Below are 24,148 nucleotides of genomic sequence, written 5' to 3'. Positions count from 1 at the left end.
TGGCGATCCAGCGCCTGTTCGCCACCGGGATGACGCTGCAGAGCGCGCGGCGCTTCGTCGAGCACCCGGAGGCGGTGGACCGGCTGACCCGGGCCGTCGACGACCTGGACGCCACCATCAAGATCATCCGATCCACCATCTTCGGCCTCCGGGACCACGACACCCCGGGAACAGCCCCGAAACTACGAAGTTGCGTGGTCAAGGCCGTGGACTCGGCCGCGTCGACGCTCGGATTCGCTCCGGCGCTGCGCATGGAGGGACTGATCGACACAGATGTACCACCGGAGGCGGCTGAGGAGGTGCTCGCCGTCCTCGGGGAAGCGCTCACCAATGTGGCACGGCACGCCCGGGCCCGAAGGGCGGAGGTGTCGGTCGTGGCCGACGAGGGCGTGCTGGCGGTGACGGTGAGCGACGACGGGGTCGGCATCCCGCACGGCGGCAGCCGCAGCGGATTGCGGAACCTGTCGGAACGGGCCGAGCGGCTGGGCGGCACTCTGTCGGTCCACGCCCGAGCGGCGCCCGGCAGCGGCACGGTCCTCGAGTGGCGGATCCCGCTCACGGCCGAGCGGGAATGAGCGCCCTACATCTCCTCGGAGCCGTGCTCGTGGACCTGCGCGGCGGGGCATGTCTCCCAGCCCGGCGATCCGGTGCTCGACGAGCCTCGCCCGCCATCGGCCCACCGCATGCGCGGTAGAACCGAGCCGGGCCGCCACGTCCTTGTTCGAAGCGCCTTCGGCGCAGGCCAGGATGATCCGGCAGCGAAGAGCCCACGCCTGCAGCGTGAAACGGCGCCGCACCCGTCCCCCGAGCGCGGACAGGATCAACTCGGTCTTCGGCCGCCCAGTACGCGCCACAGGCCGAGCCGGACCGGGCTTGGACCGGAAATAGACCGGAAGAGCTGGTCAGGGCTGGGATGACTGTGGATCAAACCGGGAGTTAAGGTGCAAAACTCAGATCGCTGCTGATCGGAGCGCTACAGGGCGCCTGCGGGGTGAAAGCCCAGGTCAGACGCCCTTTTTCGTGCCCCTAGAAGAAGCCCAGCTTCTTCGGCGAGTAGCTCACCAGTAGATTCTTCGTCTGCTGGTAGTGGTCCAGCATCATCTTGTGGGTCTCGCGGCCGATGCCCGACTGCTTGTAGCCGCCGAATGCCGCGTGGGCCGGGTAGGCGTGGTAGCAGTTCGTCCAGACGCGGCCCGCCTGGATCGCGCGGCCCGCGCGGTAGGCCGTGTTTCCGTCGCGGGTCCAGACGCCCGCGCCGAGGCCGTAGAGGGTGTCGTTCGCCGTGCGGATCGCGTCGTCGAAGTCCGTGAAGGAGGTGACCGCGACGACCGGGCCGAAGATCTCCTCCTGGAAGATCCGCATACGGTTGTCGCCCTCGAAGATCGTCGGCTGGACGTAGTAGCCGCCCGCCAGCTCGCCGTCGTACTCGATGCGCTGACCGCCCGTCAGGATCTTCGCGCCCTCCTGCTGGCCGATGTCCAGGTACGAGAGGATCTTCTGGAGCTGGTCGTTCGAGGCCTGGGCGCCGATCATGGTGTCCGTGTCCAGCGGGTGGCCGGGGACGATCTGTTCCGTACGGGCCACCGCCGCCTTCAGGAACTCGCTGTAGTGGCCGCGCTGGATCAGGGCGCGCGACGGGCACGTGCACACCTCGCCCTGGTTGAGGGCGAACATCGTGAAGCCCTCCAGCGCCTTGTCGCGGAAGTCGTCGTCCGCCGACCACACGTCGTCGAAGAAGATGTTCGGCGACTTGCCGCCCAGTTCCAGGGTGACCGGCTTGATGTTCTCGGAGGCGTACTGCATGATCAGCCGGCCCGTCGTCGTCTCGCCCGTGAACGCGATCTTGGCGACGCGCGGTGACGACGCCAGCGGCTTGCCCGCCTCCACGCCGAATCCGTTGACGATGTTCACCACGCCCGGCGGCAGCAGATCGGCCACCAGACTCATCCAGAAGTGCACGGACGCCGGCGTCTGTTCGGCCGGCTTCAGGACGACCGCGTTGCCGGCCGCGAGCGCCGGGGCCAGCTTCCAGACCGCCATCAGGATCGGGAAGTTCCACGGGATGATCTGCGCGACGACCCCCAGCGGCTCGTGGAAGTGGTACGCGACGGTGTCGTCGTCGATCTCGCTCAGCGCGCCCTCCTGGCCGCGCAGCGCCCCCGCGAAGTAGCGGAAGTGGTCGATCGCGAGCGGGATGTCGGCGGCCAGCGTCTCGCGGACCGGCTTGCCGTTCTCCCAGCTCTCCGCGACCGCCAGCTCCTCCAGGTGCGCCTCCATCCGGTCGGCGATCCTCAGGAGGACTCCGGCGCGCTCCGCGGGCGCCGTGCGGCCCCAGGCGGGGGCCGCCGCGTGCGCCGCGTCCAGGGCGCTCTCCACGTCCTCCGCCGTGCCGCGGGCGATCTCGGTGAAGGGGCGGCCGTCGACCGGGCTCGGGTTCTCGAAGTACCCGCCCCGGGCCGGGGCCACGTACTCACCGCCGATCCAGTGGTCGTAGCGGGCCTGGTACGACATGATCGCGCCCTCGGTGCCGGGTGCGGCATAACGGGTCATGGACATGGCCTCCCTCGGAGCGCGCCCGCCGTCCCTGGCCGGCGCTCACCGCCGAGTCTGCGAAGCCGGACGTTGCAACCCTGTTGCGCCCGCCGACAGTTCGGCGTCCAGAGCCCGCAGCCGGGCCACCGCCGGGGGTCGCCCCTCAGCCGGAACGACCTCCGACAGCGCCCGCCACATCTCGACGTCGTCCTCTCCCCAGGAGCTGTACGTCCAGTCCGCGAGGAGCGCCGGATCTCCCCGGTTAACCAGCGCCGCCCGCAGCCGGTCCGCGAGCCGTTCGCGCAGCCGTACGACCCCGGGGGCCCGCGACGCCGGCAGCAGTGGACCCGCGTAGTCGGCGAGCGCACCCGACAGCGCACCCGAGCCGAGGCGCCGGTCCACCGTGACGAAGTCCGCGTCCACCGTCGCGGCCAGCCGGTACGGGCGGGAGCGCAACAGCTCCGGACCGAGCAGCCCGCGGAGCCGGGACAGTTCGGCCCGCAGCGTGACCGGGGTGACCGACTCGTCCTCGTACAGCAGCGTCAGGAGTTCGTCGCCGCCCACCCCCTCCGGGCGGTGGACGAGCATCACGAGGATCTCGCTGTGCCGCCTGCTCAGCCGCAGCCGCCGGCCGGCGACGCTCAGCAGAGCCTCGTCCCGGCCGAGCGCCGCCAGCCGTACGCGGTCCGCGGCCGGCGCCGGCGCGAGGAGGGCCAACTGGGACTCCGCCGCACGCGCCACCGCCTGCACGAACGCCAGGCTGTGCGGATGCGCCAGCCGGTCGCCGCCGGTGATGTCCACCGCGCCGAGCAGCCGCCCGGTGCGCGGATCGTGTACGGGAGCGGCGGCACACGTCCACGCCTGCACCGGCCGCCGGAAGTGCTCCGCGCTGAACACCTGGACCGGCCGGTCCACGGCGATCGCGGTGCCGGGAGCGTTCGTGCCGGCCACCGACTCCGACCAGCGCGCTCCGGCGACGAAGTTCATCGCCCGCGCCCGCCGCAGCGTCCCGGGGTGACCCTCCACCCACAGCATCCGTCCCGCCGCGTCGCAGACCGCCAGCAGATGTTCGCCGTCCGTCGCATACGTGCCCATCAGCTCACGGATCACCGGCATCGCCGCGGAGAGCGGATGCTCCTCGCGGTGACCCGCGAGCTCGTCGTCGGCGAGCTCCACACAGGCCGCACCGTCCGGACTGACCCGGGCCCGCGCCGAGCGCCGCCACGACTCCGCCACCAGCGGACGTACCGGAGGAAGGTGGACCTGGCCGCCGCTGGTGAACACCTCGTGCGCCCGGCGCAGCGCACCGGCGTCCGGCTCCGGAGCCATCCACGCATCGCTCAACTCGGCCTCCAGGTCGAGGTATCACGCTCGAATCGCCCGTATCGTCGAACCGCTCGTATCGTCGGTCCGTCGAACCGCCCGGTCCGTCTCTCCGTCCGTCATCGTCGTGCGCGCCGAGCGTGTCGACAAGCTTCCCGGCGCCACCGCGTACGCACCCTGTCCGGACACCGCCCCTGTGGGCTCCCTCGGGCCTCACGTAGAGTAGGGCTCGGGCCGTGACTGGCGCTTGAGGTGGATCACCACCGGGGAGCGGTCCCGCCGGACCCCGCGCACCCGCGCGGATCCGACGCTGCCGTGCGCCTGGGCGATCTCCCTGTCATCGACGACGCCCAGGAGTGGCCCATGTCCACCAGCACCGCATCCCTCATGGACGGCACCGCGCTCGCCCGCCGTACGGTCGAGGAGACCTCCGCACGTGCCGCCGAGATCACCCGCCGCACCGGCGTCACGCCCTGTCTCGCCACGGTGCTCGTCGGCGCGGACCCCGCCTCCGTCACGTACGTGAAGATGAAGCAGAACCGCTGCGCGAAGGCCGGAATCCGCTCCAAGCACGTCGAGCTGCCCGCCGAGACGACGACCGAGGAACTCGTCGCAGCGATCACCGCGCTCTCCCAGGACCCCGAGGTCCACGGCATCCTGCTCCAGCATCCGGTGGGTCCGCACATCGACGAGCGTGCCGCCTTCGAGGCGATCGCGCCGGAGAAGGACGTCGACGGCGTCACCATGGCCTCCTTCGCCGCCATGGGCTTCGGCCTTCCCGGCTTCGTCTCCTGCACGCCCGGCGGCATCATGCGCCTGCTCGACGCGTACGACGTCGAGCCGAGCGGCAAGCGGGCCGTCGTCGTCGGCCGCTCCGCGATCCTCGGCAAGCCCGCCGGCCTGCTGCTGCTCGGCCGCGACGCCACCGTCACGTACTGCCACTCGCGCACCACCGAGCTCTCCTCGATCGTCCGTGAGGCGGACATCCTCGTGGCCGCCGTGGGCAAGCCGCGCTTCATCAAGGGCGAGGACATCAAGCCCGGCGCCGTCGTGATCGACGCGGGCTACAACCCGGGCAACGTCGGGGACGTCGACTTCGAGACGGCCGCCGAGCGCGCCTCCCTCATCACCCCCGTACCGGGCGGAGTCGGCCCGATGACGATCGCCGTGCTCCTCGCCCAGACCGTCGAGGGCGCGGAGCGTCAGCTCGGCCTCTAGTACGACGAGTGGCGGCCAACGGCCCCTACAGGTAAGGGAATTGTCACAGTCCTGTACGGGACGTGCTGCAACTCGACGGGCGACCGGGTCCGATGGGGTACTTCGGGCGACCCTGGTCGCCATGTCACCGCGCATCGGCGAGCTGTCGTCGTCCCTCCGGCACCTCCTCGTGCCGCTCCTCCTCCTCGTCGTGGCGATCATGCTGGCGAGCCGTCAGGACGCGGAGAGCCGGCTCTCGGCCGCTCCCGGGGCACGGTCGGCCGCTTCGGACGATGCCACCGTCGACGCCGCGCCCGCCGCGGGCGGACGGCTCGCACCACAGGGAGGGGCGGCCGGCGGGCCCGCCGCCGTCCCGTACGACCGCCTGAGGGCCGGGCAGTGCTTCGACATCGACCGGGCCGAGCCGGGCACTGTCGTACGGCGCGACTGCGACCGGCCCCACGACGCCCAACTCGTCACCGTGTTACGGCTCGCGGGCGACCACCGCACGGACGGGGACATACGGGACGCGGCAGCGGCCCTGTGCCGCGAGCCGCTGCACCGCAAGGCGGCACGGCAACCGTCCGGCACGCGCTGGACCACGTTCGTCCAGTACCCGTACCGCGCCGGCTACCTCCTCGGCTCCGACACCGTGGCCTGCAGCCTCACCGCCTACACCCGCCCCGGCGCCACGGCGCGCCCGCTCACCGCGCCCCTGCTGTGAGCGGGCCGTAGGCCGCCGCCCTGCCGGCCACCGCGCCCTGCTCGGCACCGTGCCCTGCCGACCGCTGCGCCCCGCCGACCGCTGCGCCCCGCCGGACACCGCGACCCGGCGAACACCGCGACCCGCCGGACACCGCCCTCCCGTCATTCCTCCCGCGCCGACAGCGCCGCGAGCGCGGCGGCGGGGTCATGGTCCGCGGGGCCTGCCGGGATCCACTGGCCGCGCTCCTTGCGGAACGGCCACCAGCGACCGTCCTCGCCCAGACGGAGCTGCGCCTCCGCACCGACCACCGTCCAGCCCGCCGCCCCGGCCTGTCGCAGCACGGGCCGGGCGTCGTCCTCCCAGGCCTCCCCGAGCACCGCCCGCGCCCGCGCGAGGGCCTCCGCACCGGGGGTCCACTCCTCCTCCAGTACGGCGAGGGCGGCAGCGCCCCCGTACCGCCACGCGCGCGCCGCCACGTCCAGCTCCGACCGCCGCCGGCCGGACCCGTCCGCGAGACGCGCCGCGATCCACGACGGGGGAGACCCGGCGGCCAGCCGCACCGCATCCTGAGCGATCGTCAGGGCCTGTTCCGCGCCAGGGCCCGTGGCCGCCACCATGCCTGTGCCCGACCTTGTTCCCGACCACGTGCCCGACCCCGTTCCCGAGCCTGTTCCCGACCGTTCCCGACCCGGAGCGGCGAGCGCCTCGGCGAGCAGCCGGTGCGCCCGGGCGGTGGCGTCCGCCGCGAGGACCTCCAGCGCCGACGGATCGATCCCCGGCTCGGGCGCGGTCTCGGTGTCCAGGGACGGCGGCTCGCCGGGCGTCGGCGGAAGCACGGGCGGAGCCGGCAGCGGGGGCAGGATGTCGCGTGCGGCGAAGGCCTCCTCGGCCGGTACGCCCTCCGGAACCGACTCCTCGACGGCGGACTCCTCCGTCCCCGCCCGCGCCGCGCTGCGTTCCTGGAGCGCCTCGACGAGCGCCCGCTCACCGCGCCCTCGCATCAGCAGCAGTACGAACGGGTCCTCGTCGAGCAGCCTGGCCACCTGGTAGCAGAGGGCCGTCGTGTGCGGGCAGTGGTCCCACGCCTCGCACCCGCACTCGGGGTCCAGATCGCCGATGCCCGGCAGCAGTTCGAGCCCGGCCGCCGCCGCGTCCTCCACCAGGTGCGGCGGCATCTCGTGATCGAGCAGGGCGGCGATGTGTCCCGCGCTCTCCACCGCCAGGTCGAGCAGCCGGTCCCAGTCGTCCTCCGAGAGCTCCTGGAGGAGGACGTCGCTGCGGTACGAGGAGCCGTCACGGTCTTTGACGACCGCCGTGATCCGGCCCGGACGCACCGACACCGCTCCCACCGCGCCCGCCCTCGCCTGCCGCCGCCCCTGCTTCAGCTGCTCGCCGTCGAGCGCCGTGTCCTCCAGGGCCTTCAGCCACGCCCGGCCCCACCATGTGCGGGCGAACGTCGAGCCCCGCGCCGGCGGCATCGCCGCGAAGGTCCACTCCTCGTCGTACGCGTACCCGCTCATCGTCCGTCCCCGTTCCTGTTCCGGTCCGCGTTCCCGTTCCCGTGCCGGTCGCCGCCGTCGTCACGGCCGCTGTCGCTGTCGCTGCCTCTGCGGTCGCCGTCGCTGTCGCCGTCGCCGTCTCCACGGAGCCGGACCAGATCCGCCAGCTCGGCGTCCGTCAGTTCGGTCAGGGCCGCCTCGCCCGAGCCGAGCACGGCGTCGGCCAGCGCCCGTTTCCGCAGCAGCATGTCGGCGATGCGGTCCTCGATCGTGCCCTCGGCGATCAGCCGGTGGACCTGCACCGGCTGCGTCTGCCCGATCCGGTACGCGCGGTCGGTGGCCTGGGCCTCGACCGCCGGGTTCCACCACCGGTCGTAGTGCACGACATGCCCGGCGCGGGTCAGGTTGAGCCCGGTTCCGGCCGCCTTCAGCGACAGGAGGAAGACCGGCACCTCACCGGCCTGGAAGCGCGTGACCATCGTCTCCCGCTCGGCGACGGGAGTGCCCCCGTGCAGGAACTGCGTGCGGACGCCCCGCGCCGCCAGATGCCGTTCGAGGAGCCGCGCCATCTGCACGTACTGGGTGAAGACCAGCACGCTCGCGTCCTCGGCGAGGATCGTGTCGAGCAGTTCGTCGAGCAGCTCCAGCTTTCCTGAACGGCCTTCGATGCGCGGCCGTTCCTCCTTCAGGTACTGGGCCGGGTGGTTGCAGATCTGCTTGAGCCCCGTCAGCAGCTTCATCACCAGACCGCGCCGCTCCATGCCGTCCGCCTCGGCGATCGCCGCGAGCGTCTCGCGCACCACCGCCTCGTAGAGGCCCGCCTGTTCCTTGGTCAGGGAGACGGCCCGGTCGGTCTCGGTCTTCGGCGGGAGCTCGGGCGCGATGCCCGGGTCGGACTTGCGACGGCGGAGCAGGAAGGGGCGGATCAGCGCGGCCAGTCGCTCGGCGGCCGCCGGATCCTCGCCTCCCTCGACGGCGGCCGCGTACCGGGACCGGAACGTGCCGAGCCGGCCGAGGAGACCGGGCGTCGTCCAGTCGAGGATGGCCCACAGCTCGGAGAGGTTGTTCTCGACCGGGGTGCCGGAGAGGGCGACGCGCGCCTTGGCGCCGATGGTGCGGAGCTGCCGGGCGGTGGCCGAGTACGGGTTCTTGACGTGCTGGGCCTCGTCCGCGACGACCATTCCCCAGGTAGGGGCGGAGAGTCGGTCCGTGTCCAGTCGCATCGTGCCGTACGTCGTGAGGACGAACTCGCCGTCGGCCAGGGCCTCCAGACTGCGCGCCGGACCGTGGAAGCGGCGCACGGGCGTGCCGGGGGCGAACTTCTCGATCTCCCGCTGCCAGTTGCCCATCAGGGAGGTCGGGCAGACGACGAGAGTGGGTCCCGCGCCCGACGGCTCGCTCTGCCGGTGCAGATGGAGCGCGATGAGGGTGATGGTCTTGCCGAGTCCCATGTCGTCGGCGAGACAGCCGCCGAGACCCAGCGAGGTCATGCGGTGCAGCCAGTTGAGACCGCGCAGCTGGTAGTCGCGGAGCGTCGCGGCGAGCGCGGCGGGCTGGACGACCTCCTGCGGGCCGCCCTCGGGGTCGTCGAGGCGGGCGCGCAACTGCTCGAGCCAGCCGGTCGCCTGGACCTCGACCCGTCGGCCGTCGACCTCCGTGGTCCCCGTCAGTACGGCCCCGAGCGCGTCCACCGGGGTGAGCTTGTGGTCCCTGGCGGCGCGGGCGCGGCGTACCTCAGCCGGGTCGACGAGGACCCACTGGTCCCGCAGCCGGACGACCGGGCGTCCGGCCTCGGCGAGCTGGTCGAGCTCGGCCCGGGTGAGCTCCTGGTCGCCGATGGCGAACCGCCAGTTGAAGGCGAGCAGCGCGTCGGCGGAGAGGAAGGAGGGGAGCGCGGAGGAGCGCGGGTCGGGGGAGCGAGGGTCGTCCTCGTCGGCGTCGTCCCGGGAGCCCGCGTAGGCGTCGCCCCAGGGCCCGAGTCCGGCCTGCCCGCCGCCGTCGGGCGCGCCGCCGTCCGGCCCGCCGCCGGCCCGCTCGCCGCCGCCGTCCGGAGGGCCGATGACGGCGCGGGCGGTGAGGCGGTGGGCCAGGTCGCGAGGCCAGTGGATCTGGAGACCGGTGGCGGCGAGCGCCCGGGCCGCCGGGCCGAGCAGCTCCGTGACCTCCTCGTCGGCCAGCTCCACGGAGTCCGGCACGGCCGCCGAGAGCAGCGGTGTCAGCGGTGCCCAGGCGCGGGCGGCGCGGCGCAGTGCGAGCAGGGCGTCCATCCGGGCCCGGGGTCCGAACGACGCGCCTGCCGGGCTCGAAGCGGCCCAGACCTCGGCCGCGTCCGCGATGAGCGCAGGGTCGGCGACGCTGTGCATCTGGAGCACGGCCCGGAAGGCCGGCGCTTCCCGCTCGTCGAGCCCGGGCAGCTCCAGACGAAGCGAGAGCCGTACGCCCGCGTCATGTCCGGCGGCCACATCCGCCGCCCAGGCCCGCTGTCCGGGCAGCTCCTGAGGCTCGTCGGCGGCGAAGGCCGGTCCGCCGGCGGCGAGAGGGGCGGCGGGGGTGCGCGGCAGACCGTCCACGACGGCGTCGACGAAAGCGCGCAGCAGCTTCTCGGGATCGGGGAGGAACAGCGGTTCGGCGTCCGGCGCGGATCCGTGGCCCGACAGGGGTACGGCATGGGCGGCGGGCGGCATCGACGCGGCGAGCGCCCGGAGTTCGGCCAGTTCCTCGGGGCCCAGCGGTCCGGCCCGCCAGGCGTCGCGATCGGTGGCCGTGAGGCCGGGCAGCAGCAGACCCCGCGCCGCGAGGTGCAGCGCGAGGAGGGTGGCGGCGCCCCAGAACGCGGTCGCGGGCGAGGCTCCGTCCGAGAACCGGGCGCGTGTGAGGAGCGGCAGGGCGTCCCGTACGGGGATCAGGGCGGCCGCGACCGACTGCGGGCGCACGTCGTCGGCCACCACGGTCAGCCGGTCCTCCATAACCGGCAGTCCGTCGGCGGGCGGGGTCCCCTTGGCGGACCAGAAGGCGATCCGGCCCGCTCTGGGCGGATCGGCGGGCAGGAAAACGGCGGAGCAGCGGGCGAGTTCATCGAGTCTCTGGGACGGCGACAACACATTCCTCAAATTTGACTACTGGGGCCGAGCGGCCGAGGGTACAGGAACGCTCCGGGCATCCGGGAGCGCAATCGCCGTGACCTGGCTCACCTCCCGCGACTCCGGGCCGGGGAGCGAACCCCTAGGGGTGGAGCCAGCCCCACCCCGGCCCCCGGGGCAGCCCCCGGGCACCTCGGGGGGTGACGCCATGGCTGCGGAGGATCACCGATCCGTACGTTCGAGGGAGTCCGGGCGGCCCGCCCGGGCCACCGCCCCACGGACACCGGAGACCTACATGCCCCAGGCCACCGCAACGCTCGCGGCGCCCGATCGGAGCCCCGCGACCCGCCGCGGCGGCGACCGCGGCGGCAGTGAATTCGCACCGCTGCTGCGGACCATCAAGGAGCAGGGACTCCTGGAACGCAGGGTCGGCTGGTACGCGCGCGGCATGGCGGTCAACCTCCTCGGCCTCGCCGCCGTCGTCGCGGGCCTCGTCCTGCTCGGTCCCTCGTGGTGGGCCCTCCTCCTCGCCGTGCCGCTCGCCCTGCTCTCCGCCCGCGTCGCCTTCGTCGGCCACGACGCCGGACACGCCCAGATCAGCGCGGACCGCCGGCGGAACCGGATGATCCAGCTCGTCCACGCCAACCTGCTGCTCGGCATGAGCCAGGAATGGTGGAACGACAAGCACAACCGCCACCACGCGAACCCCAACCACCTCGACAAGGACCCGGACGTCGCGGCCGACATCCTCGTCTTCGCCCAGCATCAGACGGCCGGTCGCGCCGGGTTCCGCGGCTGGCTCACGCGCCACCAGGCCTGGCTCTTCTTCCCGCTGACCACCCTGGAGGGCATCGCGCTGAAGGTGTACGGGTTCCAGGCCCTGTTCTCCGAGGACGGGCCCTACCGGACCCGGCGCGAGCGACTCGTCGAGGGCGCCCTGCTCCTCGCCCATGTCCTCGGGTACGCGACGCTGCTCCTCACCACCCTCACCGTCGGCCAGGCCCTCGCCTTCGCCCTGATCCACCAGATGCTCCTCGGACTCCACCTGGGCATGGCCTTCGCGCCCAACCACAAGGGCATGGAGATGCCGGACGCCCACCCGGACGGCGAGAGCTGGGGGCATCTGCGACGCCAGGTGCTCACCTCGCGCAACATCCGGGGCGGACTCCTCACCGACTGGTTCCTCGGCGGACTGAACTACCAGATCGAGCACCACCTCTTCCCGAGCATGCCGCGGCCGCATCTTCGGCTCGCTCAGCCCGCCGTGCGTGCGCACTGTCGTACGGTGGGTATCCCCTACACAGAGACCGGTTTCGTCGAGTCCTACCGACAGGCGCTCGGACATCTGCACGAGGTCGGGGAGCCGCTGCGCTCGGCAGCGTGACAAGGAGGCGTCGGACATGTCGACACGGACGAAGATCGTGATCGGGGGAGTGGCCGTCGGCCTCCTCCTGTGGCCCCTCATCGGATTCTGGTTCTCCCTGCTGATCGTGCTCGGTGTCCCGGCCGTGGCCTATCTGGCCCTGGATCCCAGCCAGCGGCGCCGACTGCGCCGGATCTCCCGCAAGGAGCTCAACCGCTGAGGACACCGCCCTGCGTGCGGGCCGTCGCGCGTGCGGGCCGTCGTGCGAGCGGGCCGCCCCGCGTGTGGGCCCGCGCGGTGGTCGGCCATGAGGCGGCGGCTGCGCGGCGCCGGCCTCGACGTACGTCTGGCGTACGCTCGACGGCGATCACGGTCATGTGATCATCGGATCGGAGAAGGGGGCTCCCGTCATGAGCAGCGCCACCGTCACGACGGTCAGCAGCAACGGCGTCTACTCGTTCACCAAGCCGAACCGGGACAGCGTCACGCTGCTCACCGGTCTCGGCGTGGAGGGGGACGTCCACGCCGGTGCCACGGTCAAGCACCGTTCCCGCGTGGCCAAGGACCCGACCGTGCCGAACCTGCGTCAGGTGCACCTGATCCACGCGGAACTCTTCGACGAGGTCGCCGGCGCCGGTTTCGAGGTCGCCCCCGGCGCCCTCGGCGAGAACATCACCACCCGGGGCATCGACCTCCTCGGCCTGCCCGTCGGCACCCGGCTGCACCTCGGAGCCGAGGCCGTCGTCGAGGTCACGGGGCTCCGCAACCCCTGCGCGCAGATCGACAGCTATCGGCACGGGCTGCTGAAGCAGGTCCTCGGCCGGGACGAGAGCGGGCGGGTCGTCCGCAAGGCCGGGATCATGAGCATCGTGCTCGCCGGTGGCGAGGTGCGGCCCGGCGACCCGATCAGGGTTGAGCTGCCGGCCGAGCCGCACCGCCCCCTGGAGATGGTCTGAGCCCCGGTCCGCCGAAGCGCGTCCTGGACCGCCCCGGGGCCGTGACCCGTCGCGCTAGGGGTGCGGCAGCGCACAGGAGTTGACCACGTCCTCGCCCGCCTGCCGTGCGATCGTTCGGCTCGCGGGCGGCGCCGTACCCTCCTCGACCCACCCGCGCAGCGCGGCGAACGCCGAGCGGTAGCAAGGCAGGATCGGCCGCAGCCGGTCGGGGTAGGTGTCGTACAGCCCGTCCGTGTGCGTCCCGTCCTGGACCGTGTAGTACCGGTGCTTCCCGGACCGGCCGCGCGCGTCGACCATCCCGGCGTACACGTCGGAGTCGGTCGCGATCGGCAGCAGTGTGTCCAGATCGCCGTGCAGGGTGATGAGCGGCTTGCCGATCCGCCCCGTAAGCGCCACCCCGGCGACCGCGCGGCGGACGGACGCGGGGCGGGAGGCGTAGTCGTACGAGGCGTCGGAGGCGCAGGGGGCGAGGATCTCCTCGACCGTCGAACCGGCCGTCGTGCCCGGGCACGCGGGGTCGTACGCCGGATCGAACTCGGCCCGGAAGCTCTTCTGCGTCACGCCCCAGTACGCCTTCTCGTGGTACGGCCAGAGAAAGCGGGAGCCCTCCGCGAATCCGGCGCCGATCAGGTCCTCGTCGGAGGCCCGGCCGAGTGAGCGGGCGACGGTGACCGGAAGACTCGTCAGCAGGTTGGGCCCGTGGGCCGTCCAGAGGACGCCCTCCCAGTCGACGCCGCCGTCGTACAGCTCGGGGCGGTTCTCCAGCTGCCAGCGGGTCAGATAGCCGCCGTTGGAGATGCCCGTCATGTACGTGTGCCGGGGCGCACGGCCGTAGTGCAGCCGCACGGTCTTCTTGGCGGCCCTGGTCAGCTCCGTCACCCGCCGGTTCCACTCGGCGACCGCGTCGCCCGGCTCGCGCCCGTCGGTGAAGAAGTCCGGACCCGTGTTGCCCTTGTCGGTGGCGGCGTAGGCGAAGCCCTGGGCCAGGACATGGTCGGAGATGAGAGTGTCGGTGGCGTACTGGCGCCGGGTGCCGGGCGCGCCGGTGACGACCAGACCGCCGTTCCAGCGCTCGGGGAGCCGGATGACGAACTGGGCGTCATGGGACCAGCCGTGCGTGGCGTTGAGGCGGGAGTCGTCCGGGAAGTAGCCGTCGACCTGCACGCCGGGGACGCCGGACGGATTCCGGGTCCCCTTCGCGGAGAGCCCGGCCTGGTCGGCCATGTCGGTGTACCGGGTACCCGCCAGGCCCGCGGTCGTCAGATCGGCGAGGCACGCGGTCTCCTGGTGCGCGGCCCCGGGGACATGGACGGGGTGGGCGCCCGCGCAGCCGGGCCGGGTGGGACCGGACTCGGCCCCGGCCGGTACGGCAGGGCCGGCGACGGTCAGCGCGGCCAGGAACGCGGTGAGGAGCGGAACGCCTCGGAACAGGCGCGTGGACGGCATGGACAGCCTCCGATGGGACGACGGGAAGGGGTGCGCCGCCACATCGTGCGGCCACCTCTTCCCGAGCGGCCATGGTTCCGCGCCACACCTCGGGTCCGTCTGCCATGTGTGGGAACAGCCTGGGGCGGATCGGTGGGCACACCCGGCGCGGTGTGCGGACCCGTGCGCGGACCCGGCGGGGGGATGAGGCGCGGATCAGGCGGGGCGCACCGCGATCGCGTCCAGGGCCTCCAGGAGCGCGGGCAGCTTGGGGCCGCGGGCCACGGGGAGGACTTCGCGCGGCTCGTCGTCCAGGAGGACGAAGGCCATGTCGTCGGTCCGCGCGACAAGGGACCAGCCCGGTCCGTCGGCCCGGAGCATGCGGGCCTCACCCGTCGCGAAGCTCGACCGCACCCGGCCGACCGGCGGGGCGTCATCGAGGTAGCCGCGCAGCTCGCCGAGGGCACGGCGCACCCCGTCGTACGGGTCGTGGGAGGCCTCCGTCCCCGAGCCGTCCGCACCACCCGCATCACCGGCGGTACCGGCCCCACCCGCGGCACCCGTCTCCACCGCGGCCTCGTCGGCCGTCGCGTCGTCCTCATCCATCTGGGCCCGCCAGGCAGCCCACTGGAGTGCGACCTCGTCGGCACCGAGCCTGCGCTGCGCAGGACCCCAGCCGTCCTCCTCGGGCGGGGACAGCGGAGCGCGGTCGCCCTCCTCCGGCTCGGGGTCGTGCGGGGCCGGCAGGCCGGGCGCGGCCGAGGCGACGGCGAGCGGCCAGCCGGGGAGCGCCGCCACCACCGAACGCTCGTCGGGGGAGAGGTCGTACTCCATCCCGCAGTCCCAGGAGGCGATGGCCACGGCGACCAGCGAGACGTCGTCGACGATCACGGTCCAGCGGGCTCCCACGCCGTCCTGGCCGAGGACCAGCCCGTACCCGCCGGCGTACGGTTCGATCTCCAGCGCCGCGCACGCCGCCGGGTAGTCGTCGCCCAGCACGCTCGGAAACTGCGCGGGCGTGAGCAGCACGGCGGTCAGCACATACAGCGCGTCGTCGTCGGCGGTAGCCACGGCAGCCTCCCCATCTGGTCGTCGGCGCACCTTAACCAGTGGGTAACCCGCGCGTCGAGAGTCTCCGGAAGGGAATGTGGCCCGGAGGGCGACGGAGGGGGCGCGCGGTCCCTTCCGTACGGTTCAGGCCGGGGGCAGCCCGAGCAGCGACCGTGCCACGGTCTCGGGCGACTCGTCCCGTTCGCGCGCCAGGGCGATCACCGCCCGGCAGGCGAGCTCGTTGATCCCGAACGTCATGGCCTCGGGGGAGACCCAGGTGACGGCCTCGTCGATCCGGTCCTGATCGTCCTCCACACAGCCCGCGACATACGTCGCCGCCGCTTCGAAGATGTTGTGCTGCCGTCGCACCGGGGCGGGTTTGCCCGGTGCGTCCGGTGACCTTCGCGCGGCCGGCAGGAGGGCGTTGAACAGTGCTCGCACACGGGCCATGGCCTGCCGCCTCTCCCGGACACGGCTGCCCGGCCCTTCCACGGTAGACAGGTAACTGCCGGGAAAGAAGGGTGCGTCGGGCGTCTCTACGACGGAACTCGGTCGTCCTGCCGTACGGCGAGCACGAGGTAACGGTCTTCCTCGTCCACGTAACTGAGCATCCGCCAGCCGGAACGGGCCAGCAGCGGACGCACGTTGGGTTCGGCGCGCAGGTCGTCGTCGGTGATCTGCCGCCCGTGCCGGGCGGCGAGCGCGACCCGTCCGATGGGATGGAAGAGGGCGAGCCTGCCGCCCGGGCGCACGACCCGGGCCAGTTCGCGCAGGTCGGCGGCCGGGTTCGCCAGGTGGGAGATGAGCCCGGCGCCGAACACGGCATCGAGAGCGCGGTCGCGCAGGGGCAGCCGGGCGACGTCGGTCCTGATCAGCTCCCCGGCCCCGTCACGCCCGGCCCGTACCGCCTCTTCGAGCATCTCGGGGGTGAGGTCCGCTCCGATGACGGTTCCCGTCGGGCCCACGGCCGTGCGGAGCGCGGGCAGCGCCCTGCCGGTTCCGCACCCCGCGTCGAGCACCGCGTCCCCGGAGCGCAGGCCGAGCTCGGCGACGGCCGCGGCGTACGCGGGGCCGTCGTCCGGGAAGCGGGAGTCCCAGCCGGCGGCGCGGGGGCCGAAGAACTCTTGGACACGGGTGGGATCATCGCTCATGCGTGCATGATGCCTCAGCCTCAGGGGTGAGCGCCCGGTGTCCATGTTCGAGCGCGGCACGATCGTTCTGGAACATCTCTGCGTCATATTCCATCAGCTTTCGAAATGCGCCCCTGATGCGCCCCCCTGTGCGGTCTAGCGTCCCTGGGTCATGGGACACCTGGACCACGCCGCCTTCGGCTGGCTGACACCTGTGCTGTCGTACGCGATGGCCTGCATAGGCGCCGCCCTCGGGCTGCGCTGCACCGTACGGGCGCTCGACGCGACCGGCCGATCCCGCCGCAACTGGCTGCTCACCGCCGCGTCCGCCATCGGCACCGGCATCTGGACGATGCACTTCGTCGCGATGCTCGGCTTCGGGGTCACCGGAACCGACATCCGCTACAACGTTCCGCTCACCATTCTCAGCCTGCTCATCGCCATGGCGGTGGTCGGCGTCGGCGTCTTCGCCGTCGGCTACGGACGTGAACGGGGCCGCTCGCTCCTGATCGGCGGACTGACGACGGGGATCGGCGTCGCGAGCATGCACTACATGGGCATGGCCGCCCTGCGTCTGCACGGCCAGGTGACGTACGACCCGATGCTGGTCGGGCTCTCCGTCGCCATCGCCGTCGTCGCCGCGACCGCCGCGCTGTGGGCCGCGCTCAACATCCACGCACCGGTCGCCGTGGCGCTCGCCTCGCTGGTCATGGGGGCCGCCGTCAGCAGCATGCACTACACGGGCATGTTCGCCGTCGAGGTCGAGGTCGTCCCCTCGACGGCCGGACTGCCCGGAGCCACCGCCATGCAGTTCATCTTCCCGCTGGCCGTGGGTCTCGGCTCCTATCTCTTCATCACCTCTGCCTTCGTGGCCCTCTCCCCGACCGCCAAGGAGCGCGCCGCGTACGCCTCGGCCGAGCGGATCACCGAGCCGGACGAACGCGCGGTCGACGTGGCGCCTCCCGGCTTCCGTACCCAGGTGCGGGGAGACGACATCGTGGAGCCCGGGACCGCGAGGCCGGGAGCGGCCGACGCCCCGCCCTCCTACGCGTACCGGGCCCGCACGGTCGACTAGGCCCCGCCCCCTCGTAGGCGACGCGCCCATACCGCTCGGAACGTCGTCGCCCGCCCCGCACGCACATCGCACCAGGACAGACGCAGCCGGAACGAGGAGGCCATGCGAACTCCCCGCAAGACCCAGGACGCCCGGACGACGGCGCCGCCGCAGGCGGCGCGCGGACGGCGCGCGCACGCGGGGCCTCCCGCCGATGAACTACCGGCGCACGCCTCCGAGGCACCCCCCGGCGGGGCCGCATCGTCCGGGCGATCGGATCCCACCGAGCCCTCCCACGCGTCCGGATCCACCGTTCCGTCCGGACCTTCCGCCCCGTCCGGATCCTCCGCGCGGTCCGTGCCGTCGGGCCGTCGCGGGCTGCGTCCCCGGACCGTCCGCGCGAAGATCGTCTCGCTGCTGATGGTCCCGGTCGTCTCCCTGCTGGCCCTCTGGGGATTCGCCACGGTCACCACCGCCCAGGACATCGCCCGGCTGCGCCAGCTCCAGAGGGTCGACGCGGAGATCCGCGAACCCGTCGCCGCCGCCGTCACCGCGCTCCAGGCCGAACGCCGGGCCGCCGTGCGTCAGGTCGCGTCGCCCGGCACAGGACGGGCCGCCGAGCTGAAGGACCAGGCACGGCGCACCGACGCCGCCGTCGCCCGGCTCCGCCTCGACGAGGGACACACCGTCGGCGACAGGGGCGACCTGCCCCGGGACGTCGCCGACCGGATCGGCCGGTTCGTCACCGCGGCCGAGGGCCTGGGCGGGCTTCGTACCGCAGCCGCGGCCGGCAAGGGCGACTGGGACCAGGTGTACACGGAGTACACCGCCGCCATCACGGCCGCCTTCGACGTCGGCGGCGCCCTGACCGGCATCCAGGACGCCGAGGTCGGCGCCGACGCGCGCGTGCTCCTCGAATTCGGCCGCGCCGGTGAGATGCTCGCCCGCGAGGACGCCCTGTTCGGCTCGGCCCACCTCGACGGCGAGCTGAGCGCGGAAAGACTGCGCCGGTTCACCGGAGCGGTCGAGACGCGCCGCACGCTCATCGAGTCCGCCACCGCCGACCTGCGCGGCCCCGAGCGCGCCGCCTGGAAGGAACTCGCCGACCAGCGCGGCTACCAGCAGCTCACCACCGCCGAGGACCGCATCGGAGCGGCCGCCCCCGGCCGGAAGGCGGTCCAGGCCGTGCCCGCCGCCACCTGGGACGACGCCATGGCGGTCGTACGGGGCGGGCTCGCGTCCATCGAGACCGACGCCCGCCGCGCCGCCGCCGACCGGGCGGACCCGTTCGGCGGAGGCGCCTTCACCGCCGGTGGCGCCGCCGTACTGCTCGGCCTCGCCGCCGTCGCCGCCTCCCTCGTGATCTCCGTACGCATCGGCCGGGGCCTGGTCATCGAGCTCATCAGCCTGCGCAACACGGCTCTCGGGATCGCCCGGCGCAAACTCCCCGGCGCCATGCTGCGGCTGCGCGCCGGGGAGGAGATCGACGTACAGGCAGAGGCCCCGCCCGGTCCCGCCCCGCAGGACGAGATCGGTCAGGTCGGAGAGGCCCTCACCACCGTCCACCGGGCCGCGCTCTCCGCCGCCGTGGAACGCGCCGAACTCGCGAGCGGGATCTCCGGCGTCTTCGTCAACCTCGCCCGCCGCAGCCAGGTCCTGGTCCACCGTCAGCTCAACCTGCTCGACAGCATGGAGCGCCGTGCCGACGACCCGAACGAACTCGGCGACCTGTTCCGGCTCGACCACCTCACCACGCGCATGAGACGTCACGCCGAGAGCCTCATCATCCTCTCCGGCGCCGCCCCGGGCCGCGCCTGGCGCATGCCGGTGCCGCTGACCAACGTCGTACGGGCCGCCGTCTCCGAGATCGAGGACTACGCGCGCGTGGAGATGCGCCAGCTGCCCGAGACGTCGGTCATCGGCGGCGCGGTCGCCGACCTCACCCATCTGTTGGCCGAACTCATCGAGAACGCCGCCCAGTTCTCCCCGCCCCACACGAAGGTGCGGATCAGCGGGGAGCCCGTCGGCAACGGCTACGCCCTGGAGATCGAGGACCGGGGTCTCGGCATGGGCAAGGAGACCCTCGCGGAGGCCAACACGAGGATCGCGCAGTCCGAGGCGCTCGACCTCTTCGACAGTGACCGGCTCGGCCTGTTCGTGGTCAGCCGGCTCTCCTCCCGCCACGAGATCAAGGTCCATCTGCGGACCTCGCCGTACGGCGGCACGACCGCCGTCGTCCTGCTCCCCACCGACGTGCTGCAGGGCGCGCTCCCGCCCGGAAGGAGCACGGCGCACGGGCGGACGGCAGAACCGGCGCGCGGGGACGACCCGCGGGAGTACGCGGTGCACCGCGAGCGGCCGGGTGCCGAGGAGGCGCCCTACCCGCGGCACCGCGCGCAGTCGCCCGCCTCCGTGGGCGCCGTACCGCCCCCGGCCCAGACCCAGGCGCTGCCCCCGTCCCGGAACGTGTCCTCGCCCCGGCCCCATTCGTCGCCCGCGTCGGCCTTCCCGCCGGCGTCCCCCGCGTCCGCGTCGCCCTCCGCTCAGCCGTCGCCGTCGCCGTCGCAGCCGCAGTCACCGTCGCCGTCGCAGGCGTCGGCGGCCTCGCTGCCGCGCCCGCCCCGGATACCCGCCCTCGCGGGGCAGCCGGAGGCGCAGGATCAGGGGTCCCCCGAGCAGCCACCGGCCGGCGTCACGACCCTGCGTCAGCGCGCCCGCTCCGCCACTCCGCCGCCGCACACACCCTCCGCGGCGCCCGCGCCCGGTCCGTCGGAGCCGCCCTCCGACGACTCCGGCGACCTGCCCCGGCGTGTACGCCAGGCCAGCCTCGTACCGCAGCTGCGCGAGGCGCCACCGGCCGACCTGCCGCCGACCCCGGCTGTCCAGGGCGCGGAGGAACGGACCCCCGAGCAGGTCAGGGACCGGATGACCGCCTACCGCGACGGCTGGGCCCGGGGAGGCGGCCCGGCCCCCGGCACCAGACGGCCACTGGGAACGGGCGCCGGCCGTGACGCCGGCCGTGAATCCGCTCCGGGCTCCGGCCCCGGCTTCGGTAACGCCTCAGACCACGGCCGCCACTTCGGCCACGACTTCGGCAGTGAAGGAGACCACGCATGATCGACCACGAGAGGATGTCCCACCACCGCTCCGGTGAACTCGACTGGCTCCTCGACGACCTCGTCGTCAGGGTCCGCGAGGTCCGGCACACGGTCGTGCTGTCCAACGACGGACTCGCCGTCGGCTCCTCCAGCGGACTCAGCCGCGAGGACGCCGAGCATCTGGCCGCCATCGCCTCCGGCTTCAACAGCCTCGCCAAGGGCGCGGGCCGCCAGTTCCACACCGGGGGCGTACGCCAGACCATGGTGGAGATGGACGACGGATTCCTGTTCGTCGCCGCCGCCGGTGACGGCTCCTGCCTCGCCGTCCTCAGCTCCGTGAGCGCCGACATCGGCCTGATCGCCTACGAGATGGCCCGGCTGGTGAAGCGAGTCGGCGAGCATCTGCACACCCCGCCGCGGCTCACCGCCACCCCGCCGGCCGCCGGCTGACCGGAGACACCATCCATGAACCAGGACAGCCCCGGCGACGGCCAGGCCCCGCCGGGCAGTCAGTGGTACGACGCGGACGCCGGGCCGCTCGTCCGTCCGTACGCCATGACGGGCGGCCGCACGAAGCCGGGGCCCAGCAACGTACGGTTCGACCTCATCGCACTCGTCGTCGTCGACGACGACCCGCCCGGCCGGGCCGAGGAGTCGCTCCTCGGCCCCGAACACCGGGCCCTGCTCACCCTGTGCAGGGCGGAGACGCAGTCGGTGGCCGAACTCGCCGCCGACGCCGATCTGCCCGTCGGCGTCGTCCGGGTCCTCCTCGGCGACCTCCTCGAAGCGGGCTTCGTCAGGGTCAGCCGACCCGTACCGCCCGCGCAGCTGCCCGACGAACGGATCCTGAGGGAAGTCATCGATGGCCTACGAGCGCTCTGAGAGCACGGGTGCGGGCGGCGGCGTGGACACCACGGCCCTCGCCCTGAAGATTCTGGTCGCCGGCGGATTCGGCGTCGGCAAGACCACGCTGGTGGGCGCCGTCAGCGAGATCCGTCCGCTGCGCACCGAGGAACAGCTCAGCCGGGCCGGGGAGTCGGTGGACGACACCGGGGGAGTCGACCAGAAGACCACCACGACGGTCGCCATGGACTTCGGCCGCATCACGATCCGCTCCGGCCTCTCCCTGTACCTGTTCGGTACGCCGGGACAAGACCGGTTCTGGTTCCTCTGGGACGAGCTCTCCCAAGGGGCTCTCGGAGCCGTCGTCCTCGCCGACACACGACGGCTCGAGGACTGCTTCCCCGCCGTCGACTACTTCGAGCACCGCAAGATCCCCTTCGTCGTGGCGGTCAACTGCTTCGCGGGGGCACGGAACTACGGAGCGCACGAGGTCTCGCGGGCGCTGGACCTGGACCGCGGCACGCCGGTGGTGCTGTGCGACGCGCGCGACCGGGACTCGGGCAAGGAGGTGCTGATCAGACTGGTCGAGTACGCGGGACGCATGCACACGGCGCGGTTGCTCGACTCGGTCGGGTGAGGCGACCGCGACGAAGCGACCGCGACTTGGCGGTCGCGAGGCTGCTCCGGAGCCTCGCGACCGATTCGTCGTGGGTCGCGCAGGTCGTGAGGTCGTGCGGATCGTGCGGTCGTGCGCGGTCAGTCGGAGACGCCGCTCTCGGCGGTCACCTTCTCGATCCGCAGGCGTACGAGGAGTTCGCCGGGGACACCGTTGCGGGAGCCGAACTCCTCGGCGCGTTCCTCGCCCATGTACCGGGCACCGATGCGAGCGGCCCAGCGGCGCAGCTCCCCCGGGTCCTCGCTGATCTCGGCGCTGCCCCGGAGCGAGACGAAGGCGAACGGCGGCCGGTCGTCGTCGACGCAGAGGGCGGCCCGTCCGGTGCGGGCCAGGTTGCGGCCCTTGACCGTGCCCTTACCCGTGTTGAAGACGATGTCGTCGCCGTCGAGCACGAACCAGATCGGGACCACGTGCGGACTCCCGTCGTCGCGTACGGTCGCCAGCTTTCCCGTGCGCGTTCCCTCGGACACGAACGCCCGCCACTGTTCCTCGGTCATCTTCGGCATACCTCCATGGTGCGCCACCGGGGCATGTGCGGCGTGCTCGCCACCCCCGGCATCGCCAGGGGTGCTTGCTCTGTCCACGACAGTGCGTAAGGCTTGCCGCGACAGGCGGACCGCGGGGACTGCGGGGTCACGGGGACGCCACACACAGGGGGAAGGACCACAGATGGCGCTGGACAAGGAACTGGACTGGCTCCTGGACGACTTGACCCGGCGGGTCGAGTACATCCGGCACGCGCTCGTACTCTCCAACGACGGGTTGGTCACAGGAGCGAGCAGCGGCCTGGAACGGGAGGACGCCGAGCATCTGGCCGCCGTCTCCTCGGGCCTGCACAGCCTTGCGCGCGGCTCGGGCCGGCACTTCCAGGCCGGGCGGGCACGGCAGACGATGGTCGAGTTCGACGAGGCCCTGCTGTTCGTGACGGCGGCGGGCGAGGGCAGCTGCCTGTGTGTGCTGAGCGGTGCGGACGCCGACGTCGGTCAGGTGGCGTACGAGATGACGCTGCTGGTCAACCGGGTCGGCGAGCACCTCGGGGTGGCGGCGCGGCAGTCGGGAGTCGGCGGCCTGTGAGTTGTCCACAGGCCGAGCGGGAGCCGGCCTGACGGAGGTACGGTCGTCACCGAGAGTAATCGTCACTCACGGGGGAGACCGTCATGACAGGAGAAAAGACCACTCGCGTCGCGCCCGCGCCGGCCGGGCCGCCCACGCCGGCGGAGCCTGGGCCCATGCCCGCGCCGGTGCCCGCGCTGGCGCTGACGCGGGCAGCGCTGGAACTGGAGCTGCGGCGGGACGAGTTCCAGCTCGCCGTCCAGCTGGGTCTGGTGCGGACCGTGCCGGGAGGTGCCGGCACGCGGGGCGGAGGTCGACGTGTGGAGCGGTCGGAGATCGACCGGCTCAGGGGCGCGCCGGACTTCCCGGCCGGACTGCGCGACCGCGTTCGCACGGTCGGTACGGGCGAGGCCGCCGCCTTGCTCGCCGTGCCGCCGGAGCGCTTCACCAGGCTCGCGAGGACCGGGCACTTCAGCCCGGTGCGGTTCTATCTCAACCGCTACCGCGCGGTGGTCTGGCTCTATCTCGCCGGTGAGCTGGGCGATTTCGCCCTGACCCATCCAGGGCTGCTCACCGGGAGACTCCCGAGGGAGACCAGGGAGCGCCTCGACGGCGGAGAGGACCGACGGCCGCGCAACTGGCGGGCCCGCCGCCTGGGGCTCCTGCTCCGGTCGGCCGAGGACCCCTGGGCGCGGGCCGCGGCCATCGCCTCGCTGCTCGACCCGGGGCAGTTGTCCGAGGTCGTCGACGACCCGTACGAACGCACCCACCTCGACCGTCTGCGCCCCGAACCTCCCTCGGGGCGAACGGAGTCGGCGGCCGCGCGCGACATCGTGGACCGGCTGACCGTGGCGGACGACCCAGACGAGATCCTCTGGCATCGCATGAGCCTCGCCCTCGCTCTGGACGAGGCCCGAGCGGACCGTCCCGCCCCGCGTCCCGACACCGCGCCCGCGCCGGACGCGCCGACACCACGCCCACCCCGCTCTTCCGTCCTGATCCGCCCGCCCGCCCACCGCCCGCCCGCGCACCGTCCGCGCCGCAGTCTCCTCGACCGTCTGAGGCGCCGTAGGGGGTTGGCCGGCGCAGAGCCGGAGGGGAGGCCACGGGGCTAGCTCCTGTCGGCGACAATCGGCGTCCCGGCCCATCATCGACGGCCACGA

At 73.0% G+C, this 24,148-nt stretch carries 22 protein-coding genes and 1 pseudogene; 13 read left to right on the top strand and 10 right to left on the bottom strand.

Features of this window, described 5'->3' with window-relative positions:
* Positions 1 to 575 (top strand): sensor histidine kinase (locus ACF1G2_RS34950; protein WP_391802187.1); only part of this gene is annotated, 575 nt, incomplete at its 5' end.
* Positions 576 to 644: 69 nt separating this feature from the next.
* Here the strand turns inward: ACF1G2_RS34950 and ACF1G2_RS34945 are convergent.
* The 3 genes and pseudogenes from ACF1G2_RS34945 to ACF1G2_RS34935 all read right to left on the bottom strand — a co-directional run.
* Positions 645 to 797, bottom strand: a pseudogene (locus ACF1G2_RS34945) (helix-turn-helix domain-containing protein); the annotation flags it as partial.
* A 229-nt stretch (positions 798 to 1,026) separates the two neighbouring features.
* Positions 1,027 to 2,550, bottom strand: coding sequence for an aldehyde dehydrogenase family protein (locus ACF1G2_RS34940; protein WP_391802186.1), 1,524 nt, complete (start codon positions 2,548 to 2,550; stop codon positions 1,027 to 1,029).
* Positions 2,551 to 2,595: 45 nt separating this feature from the next.
* Positions 2,596 to 3,861 carry a GAF domain-containing protein gene (locus ACF1G2_RS34935; protein ID WP_391802190.1) on the bottom strand — a complete coding sequence of 422 codons (1,266 nt, stop codon included), beginning with the start codon at positions 3,859 to 3,861 and terminating at the stop codon, positions 2,596 to 2,598.
* A 357-nt stretch (positions 3,862 to 4,218) separates the two neighbouring features.
* Here ACF1G2_RS34935 and ACF1G2_RS34930 point away from each other — a divergent pair, with 357 nt between their 5' ends.
* Positions 4,219 to 5,073: a bifunctional 5,10-methylenetetrahydrofolate dehydrogenase/5,10-methenyltetrahydrofolate cyclohydrolase gene (locus ACF1G2_RS34930; RefSeq protein WP_391802185.1), complete on the top strand. Its 855-nt coding sequence runs from the start codon at positions 4,219 to 4,221 to the stop codon at positions 5,071 to 5,073.
* A 121-nt stretch (positions 5,074 to 5,194) separates the two neighbouring features.
* A complete protein-coding gene (locus ACF1G2_RS34925) occupies positions 5,195 to 5,776 on the top strand; it encodes a hypothetical protein (RefSeq protein WP_391802184.1) in 582 nt (193 codons plus the stop codon).
* A 143-nt stretch (positions 5,777 to 5,919) separates the two neighbouring features.
* On the opposite strand, the gene ACF1G2_RS34920 is transcribed toward ACF1G2_RS34925, so the two are convergent.
* Together ACF1G2_RS34920 and ACF1G2_RS34915 are read right to left on the bottom strand one after the other, a co-directional pair.
* The gene (locus ACF1G2_RS34920) at positions 5,920 to 7,278 is read right to left on the bottom strand and encodes an SWF or SNF family helicase (protein ID WP_391802183.1); all 1,359 of its coding nucleotides are present in this window, start codon (positions 7,276 to 7,278) and stop codon (positions 5,920 to 5,922) included.
* Positions 7,275 to 10,358 (bottom strand): DEAD/DEAH box helicase, encoded by a 3,084-nt coding sequence (locus ACF1G2_RS34915; RefSeq protein WP_391802182.1) that lies wholly within the window; start codon positions 10,356 to 10,358, stop codon positions 7,275 to 7,277. Before ACF1G2_RS34915 ends, ACF1G2_RS34920 begins: the two co-directional genes overlap by 4 nt.
* 274 nt (positions 10,359 to 10,632) lie before the next feature.
* Here ACF1G2_RS34915 and ACF1G2_RS34910 point away from each other — a divergent pair, with 274 nt between their 5' ends.
* The 3 genes from ACF1G2_RS34910 to ACF1G2_RS34900 all read left to right on the top strand — a co-directional run bounded on the left by ACF1G2_RS34910 (position 10,633) and on the right by ACF1G2_RS34900 (position 12,656).
* Positions 10,633 to 11,721, top strand: a complete 1,089-nt coding sequence (locus tag ACF1G2_RS34910; protein ID WP_391802181.1) for a fatty acid desaturase family protein — start codon at positions 10,633 to 10,635, stop codon at positions 11,719 to 11,721.
* A gap of 16 nt (positions 11,722 to 11,737) precedes the next feature.
* Positions 11,738 to 11,920, top strand: coding sequence for a hypothetical protein (locus ACF1G2_RS34905; RefSeq protein WP_361444727.1), 183 nt, complete (start codon positions 11,738 to 11,740; stop codon positions 11,918 to 11,920).
* A 190-nt stretch (positions 11,921 to 12,110) separates the two neighbouring features.
* Positions 12,111 to 12,656, top strand: a complete 546-nt coding sequence (locus ACF1G2_RS34900; protein WP_391802180.1) for an MOSC domain-containing protein — start codon at positions 12,111 to 12,113, stop codon at positions 12,654 to 12,656.
* Between the two features lie 54 nt (positions 12,657 to 12,710).
* Here the strand turns inward: ACF1G2_RS34900 and ACF1G2_RS34895 are convergent, their stop codons facing one another.
* From ACF1G2_RS34895 to ACF1G2_RS34880, 4 genes are all read right to left on the bottom strand, one after another.
* Entirely contained in the window at positions 12,711 to 14,102 is a 1,392-nt protein-coding gene (locus tag ACF1G2_RS34895; RefSeq protein WP_391802179.1) for a tannase/feruloyl esterase family alpha/beta hydrolase, read from the bottom strand.
* 195 nt (positions 14,103 to 14,297) lie between these two features.
* The gene (locus ACF1G2_RS34890) at positions 14,298 to 15,152 is read right to left on the bottom strand and encodes a hypothetical protein (RefSeq protein WP_391802178.1); all 855 of its coding nucleotides are present in this window, start codon (positions 15,150 to 15,152) and stop codon (positions 14,298 to 14,300) included.
* A 123-nt stretch (positions 15,153 to 15,275) separates the two neighbouring features.
* A complete protein-coding gene (locus ACF1G2_RS34885; RefSeq protein ID WP_391802177.1) occupies positions 15,276 to 15,581 on the bottom strand; it encodes a hypothetical protein in 306 nt (101 codons plus the stop codon).
* An 86-nt stretch (positions 15,582 to 15,667) separates the two neighbouring features.
* Entirely contained in the window at positions 15,668 to 16,282 is a 615-nt protein-coding gene (locus ACF1G2_RS34880) for a class I SAM-dependent methyltransferase (protein ID WP_391802176.1), read from the bottom strand.
* Positions 16,283 to 16,433: 151 nt separating this feature from the next.
* Here ACF1G2_RS34880 and ACF1G2_RS34875 point away from each other — a divergent pair, with 151 nt between their 5' ends.
* The 5 genes from ACF1G2_RS34875 to ACF1G2_RS34855 all read left to right on the top strand — a co-directional run bounded on the left by ACF1G2_RS34875 (position 16,434) and on the right by ACF1G2_RS34855 (position 21,893).
* Entirely contained in the window at positions 16,434 to 17,336 is a 903-nt protein-coding gene (locus ACF1G2_RS34875) for an MHYT domain-containing protein (protein WP_391802175.1), read from the top strand.
* Between the two features lie 102 nt (positions 17,337 to 17,438).
* Entirely contained in the window at positions 17,439 to 20,432 is a 2,994-nt protein-coding gene (locus ACF1G2_RS34870) for a nitrate- and nitrite sensing domain-containing protein (RefSeq protein WP_391802174.1), read from the top strand.
* On the top strand, positions 20,429 to 20,863 hold the full coding sequence (locus ACF1G2_RS34865; RefSeq protein ID WP_352192636.1) for a roadblock/LC7 domain-containing protein: 435 nt from the start codon (positions 20,429 to 20,431) through the stop codon (positions 20,861 to 20,863). Before ACF1G2_RS34870 ends, ACF1G2_RS34865 begins: the two co-directional genes overlap by 4 nt.
* A gap of 15 nt (positions 20,864 to 20,878) precedes the next feature.
* Positions 20,879 to 21,295 (top strand): DUF742 domain-containing protein, encoded by a 417-nt coding sequence (locus ACF1G2_RS34860; protein ID WP_391802173.1) that lies wholly within the window; start codon positions 20,879 to 20,881, stop codon positions 21,293 to 21,295.
* A complete protein-coding gene (locus ACF1G2_RS34855; RefSeq protein ID WP_361444698.1) occupies positions 21,276 to 21,893 on the top strand; it encodes an ATP/GTP-binding protein in 618 nt (205 codons plus the stop codon). The genes ACF1G2_RS34860 and ACF1G2_RS34855 overlap by 20 nt, the downstream gene beginning before the upstream one ends.
* A 119-nt stretch (positions 21,894 to 22,012) precedes the next feature.
* Here the strand turns inward: ACF1G2_RS34855 and ACF1G2_RS34850 are convergent, their stop codons facing one another.
* A complete protein-coding gene (locus ACF1G2_RS34850) occupies positions 22,013 to 22,438 on the bottom strand; it encodes a PPOX class F420-dependent oxidoreductase (protein WP_391802172.1) in 426 nt (141 codons plus the stop codon).
* 163 nt (positions 22,439 to 22,601) lie between these two features.
* Between ACF1G2_RS34850 and ACF1G2_RS34845 the strand changes: the two genes are divergently transcribed.
* Entirely contained in the window at positions 22,602 to 23,006 is a 405-nt protein-coding gene (locus tag ACF1G2_RS34845) for a roadblock/LC7 domain-containing protein (RefSeq protein WP_391802171.1), read from the top strand.
* A 155-nt stretch (positions 23,007 to 23,161) separates the two neighbouring features.
* Positions 23,162 to 24,100, top strand: coding sequence for a DUF6397 family protein (locus tag ACF1G2_RS34840; protein ID WP_391802170.1), 939 nt, complete (start codon positions 23,162 to 23,164; stop codon positions 24,098 to 24,100).
* Positions 24,101 to 24,148 lie beyond the last annotated feature (48 nt).

The sequence above is a fragment of the Streptomyces sp. NPDC013457 genome (assembly GCF_043089925.1).
Classification (GTDB): Bacteria; Actinomycetota; Actinomycetes; order Streptomycetales; family Streptomycetaceae; genus Streptomyces.
The sequence above is the reverse complement of the archived record's forward strand: the minus strand, read 5'-3'. Positions and strand labels throughout refer to the sequence as shown.

Coding starts and splice junctions, on each gene's coding strand:
- ACF1G2_RS34860 (WP_391802173.1), top strand. CDS start 20,879: ATGAACCAGGACAGCCCCGGCGACGGCCAGGCCCCGCCGGGCAGTCAG.
- ACF1G2_RS34895 (WP_391802179.1), bottom strand. CDS start 14,102: ATGCCGTCCACGCGCCTGTTCCGAGGCGTTCCGCTCCTCACCGCGTTC.
- ACF1G2_RS34925 (WP_391802184.1), top strand. CDS start 5,195: ATGTCACCGCGCATCGGCGAGCTGTCGTCGTCCCTCCGGCACCTCCTC.
- ACF1G2_RS34900 (WP_391802180.1), top strand. CDS start 12,111: ATGAGCAGCGCCACCGTCACGACGGTCAGCAGCAACGGCGTCTACTCG.
- ACF1G2_RS34935 (WP_391802190.1), bottom strand. CDS start 3,861: ATGGCTCCGGAGCCGGACGCCGGTGCGCTGCGCCGGGCGCACGAGGTG.
- ACF1G2_RS34885 (WP_391802177.1), bottom strand. CDS start 15,581: ATGGCCCGTGTGCGAGCACTGTTCAACGCCCTCCTGCCGGCCGCGCGA.
- ACF1G2_RS34930 (WP_391802185.1), top strand. CDS start 4,219: ATGTCCACCAGCACCGCATCCCTCATGGACGGCACCGCGCTCGCCCGC.
- ACF1G2_RS34875 (WP_391802175.1), top strand. CDS start 16,434: ATGGGACACCTGGACCACGCCGCCTTCGGCTGGCTGACACCTGTGCTG.
- ACF1G2_RS34905 (WP_361444727.1), top strand. CDS start 11,738: ATGTCGACACGGACGAAGATCGTGATCGGGGGAGTGGCCGTCGGCCTC.
- ACF1G2_RS34850 (WP_391802172.1), bottom strand. CDS start 22,438: ATGCCGAAGATGACCGAGGAACAGTGGCGGGCGTTCGTGTCCGAGGGA.
- ACF1G2_RS34940 (WP_391802186.1), bottom strand. CDS start 2,550: ATGACCCGTTATGCCGCACCCGGCACCGAGGGCGCGATCATGTCGTAC.
- ACF1G2_RS34840 (WP_391802170.1), top strand. CDS start 23,162: ATGCCCGCGCCGGTGCCCGCGCTGGCGCTGACGCGGGCAGCGCTGGAA.
- ACF1G2_RS34855 (WP_361444698.1), top strand. CDS start 21,276: ATGGCCTACGAGCGCTCTGAGAGCACGGGTGCGGGCGGCGGCGTGGAC.
- ACF1G2_RS34870 (WP_391802174.1), top strand. CDS start 17,439: ATGCGAACTCCCCGCAAGACCCAGGACGCCCGGACGACGGCGCCGCCG.
- ACF1G2_RS34910 (WP_391802181.1), top strand. CDS start 10,633: ATGCCCCAGGCCACCGCAACGCTCGCGGCGCCCGATCGGAGCCCCGCG.
- ACF1G2_RS34880 (WP_391802176.1), bottom strand. CDS start 16,282: ATGAGCGATGATCCCACCCGTGTCCAAGAGTTCTTCGGCCCCCGCGCC.
- ACF1G2_RS34865 (WP_352192636.1), top strand. CDS start 20,429: ATGATCGACCACGAGAGGATGTCCCACCACCGCTCCGGTGAACTCGAC.
- ACF1G2_RS34920 (WP_391802183.1), bottom strand. CDS start 7,278: ATGAGCGGGTACGCGTACGACGAGGAGTGGACCTTCGCGGCGATGCCG.
- ACF1G2_RS34845 (WP_391802171.1), top strand. CDS start 22,602: ATGGCGCTGGACAAGGAACTGGACTGGCTCCTGGACGACTTGACCCGG.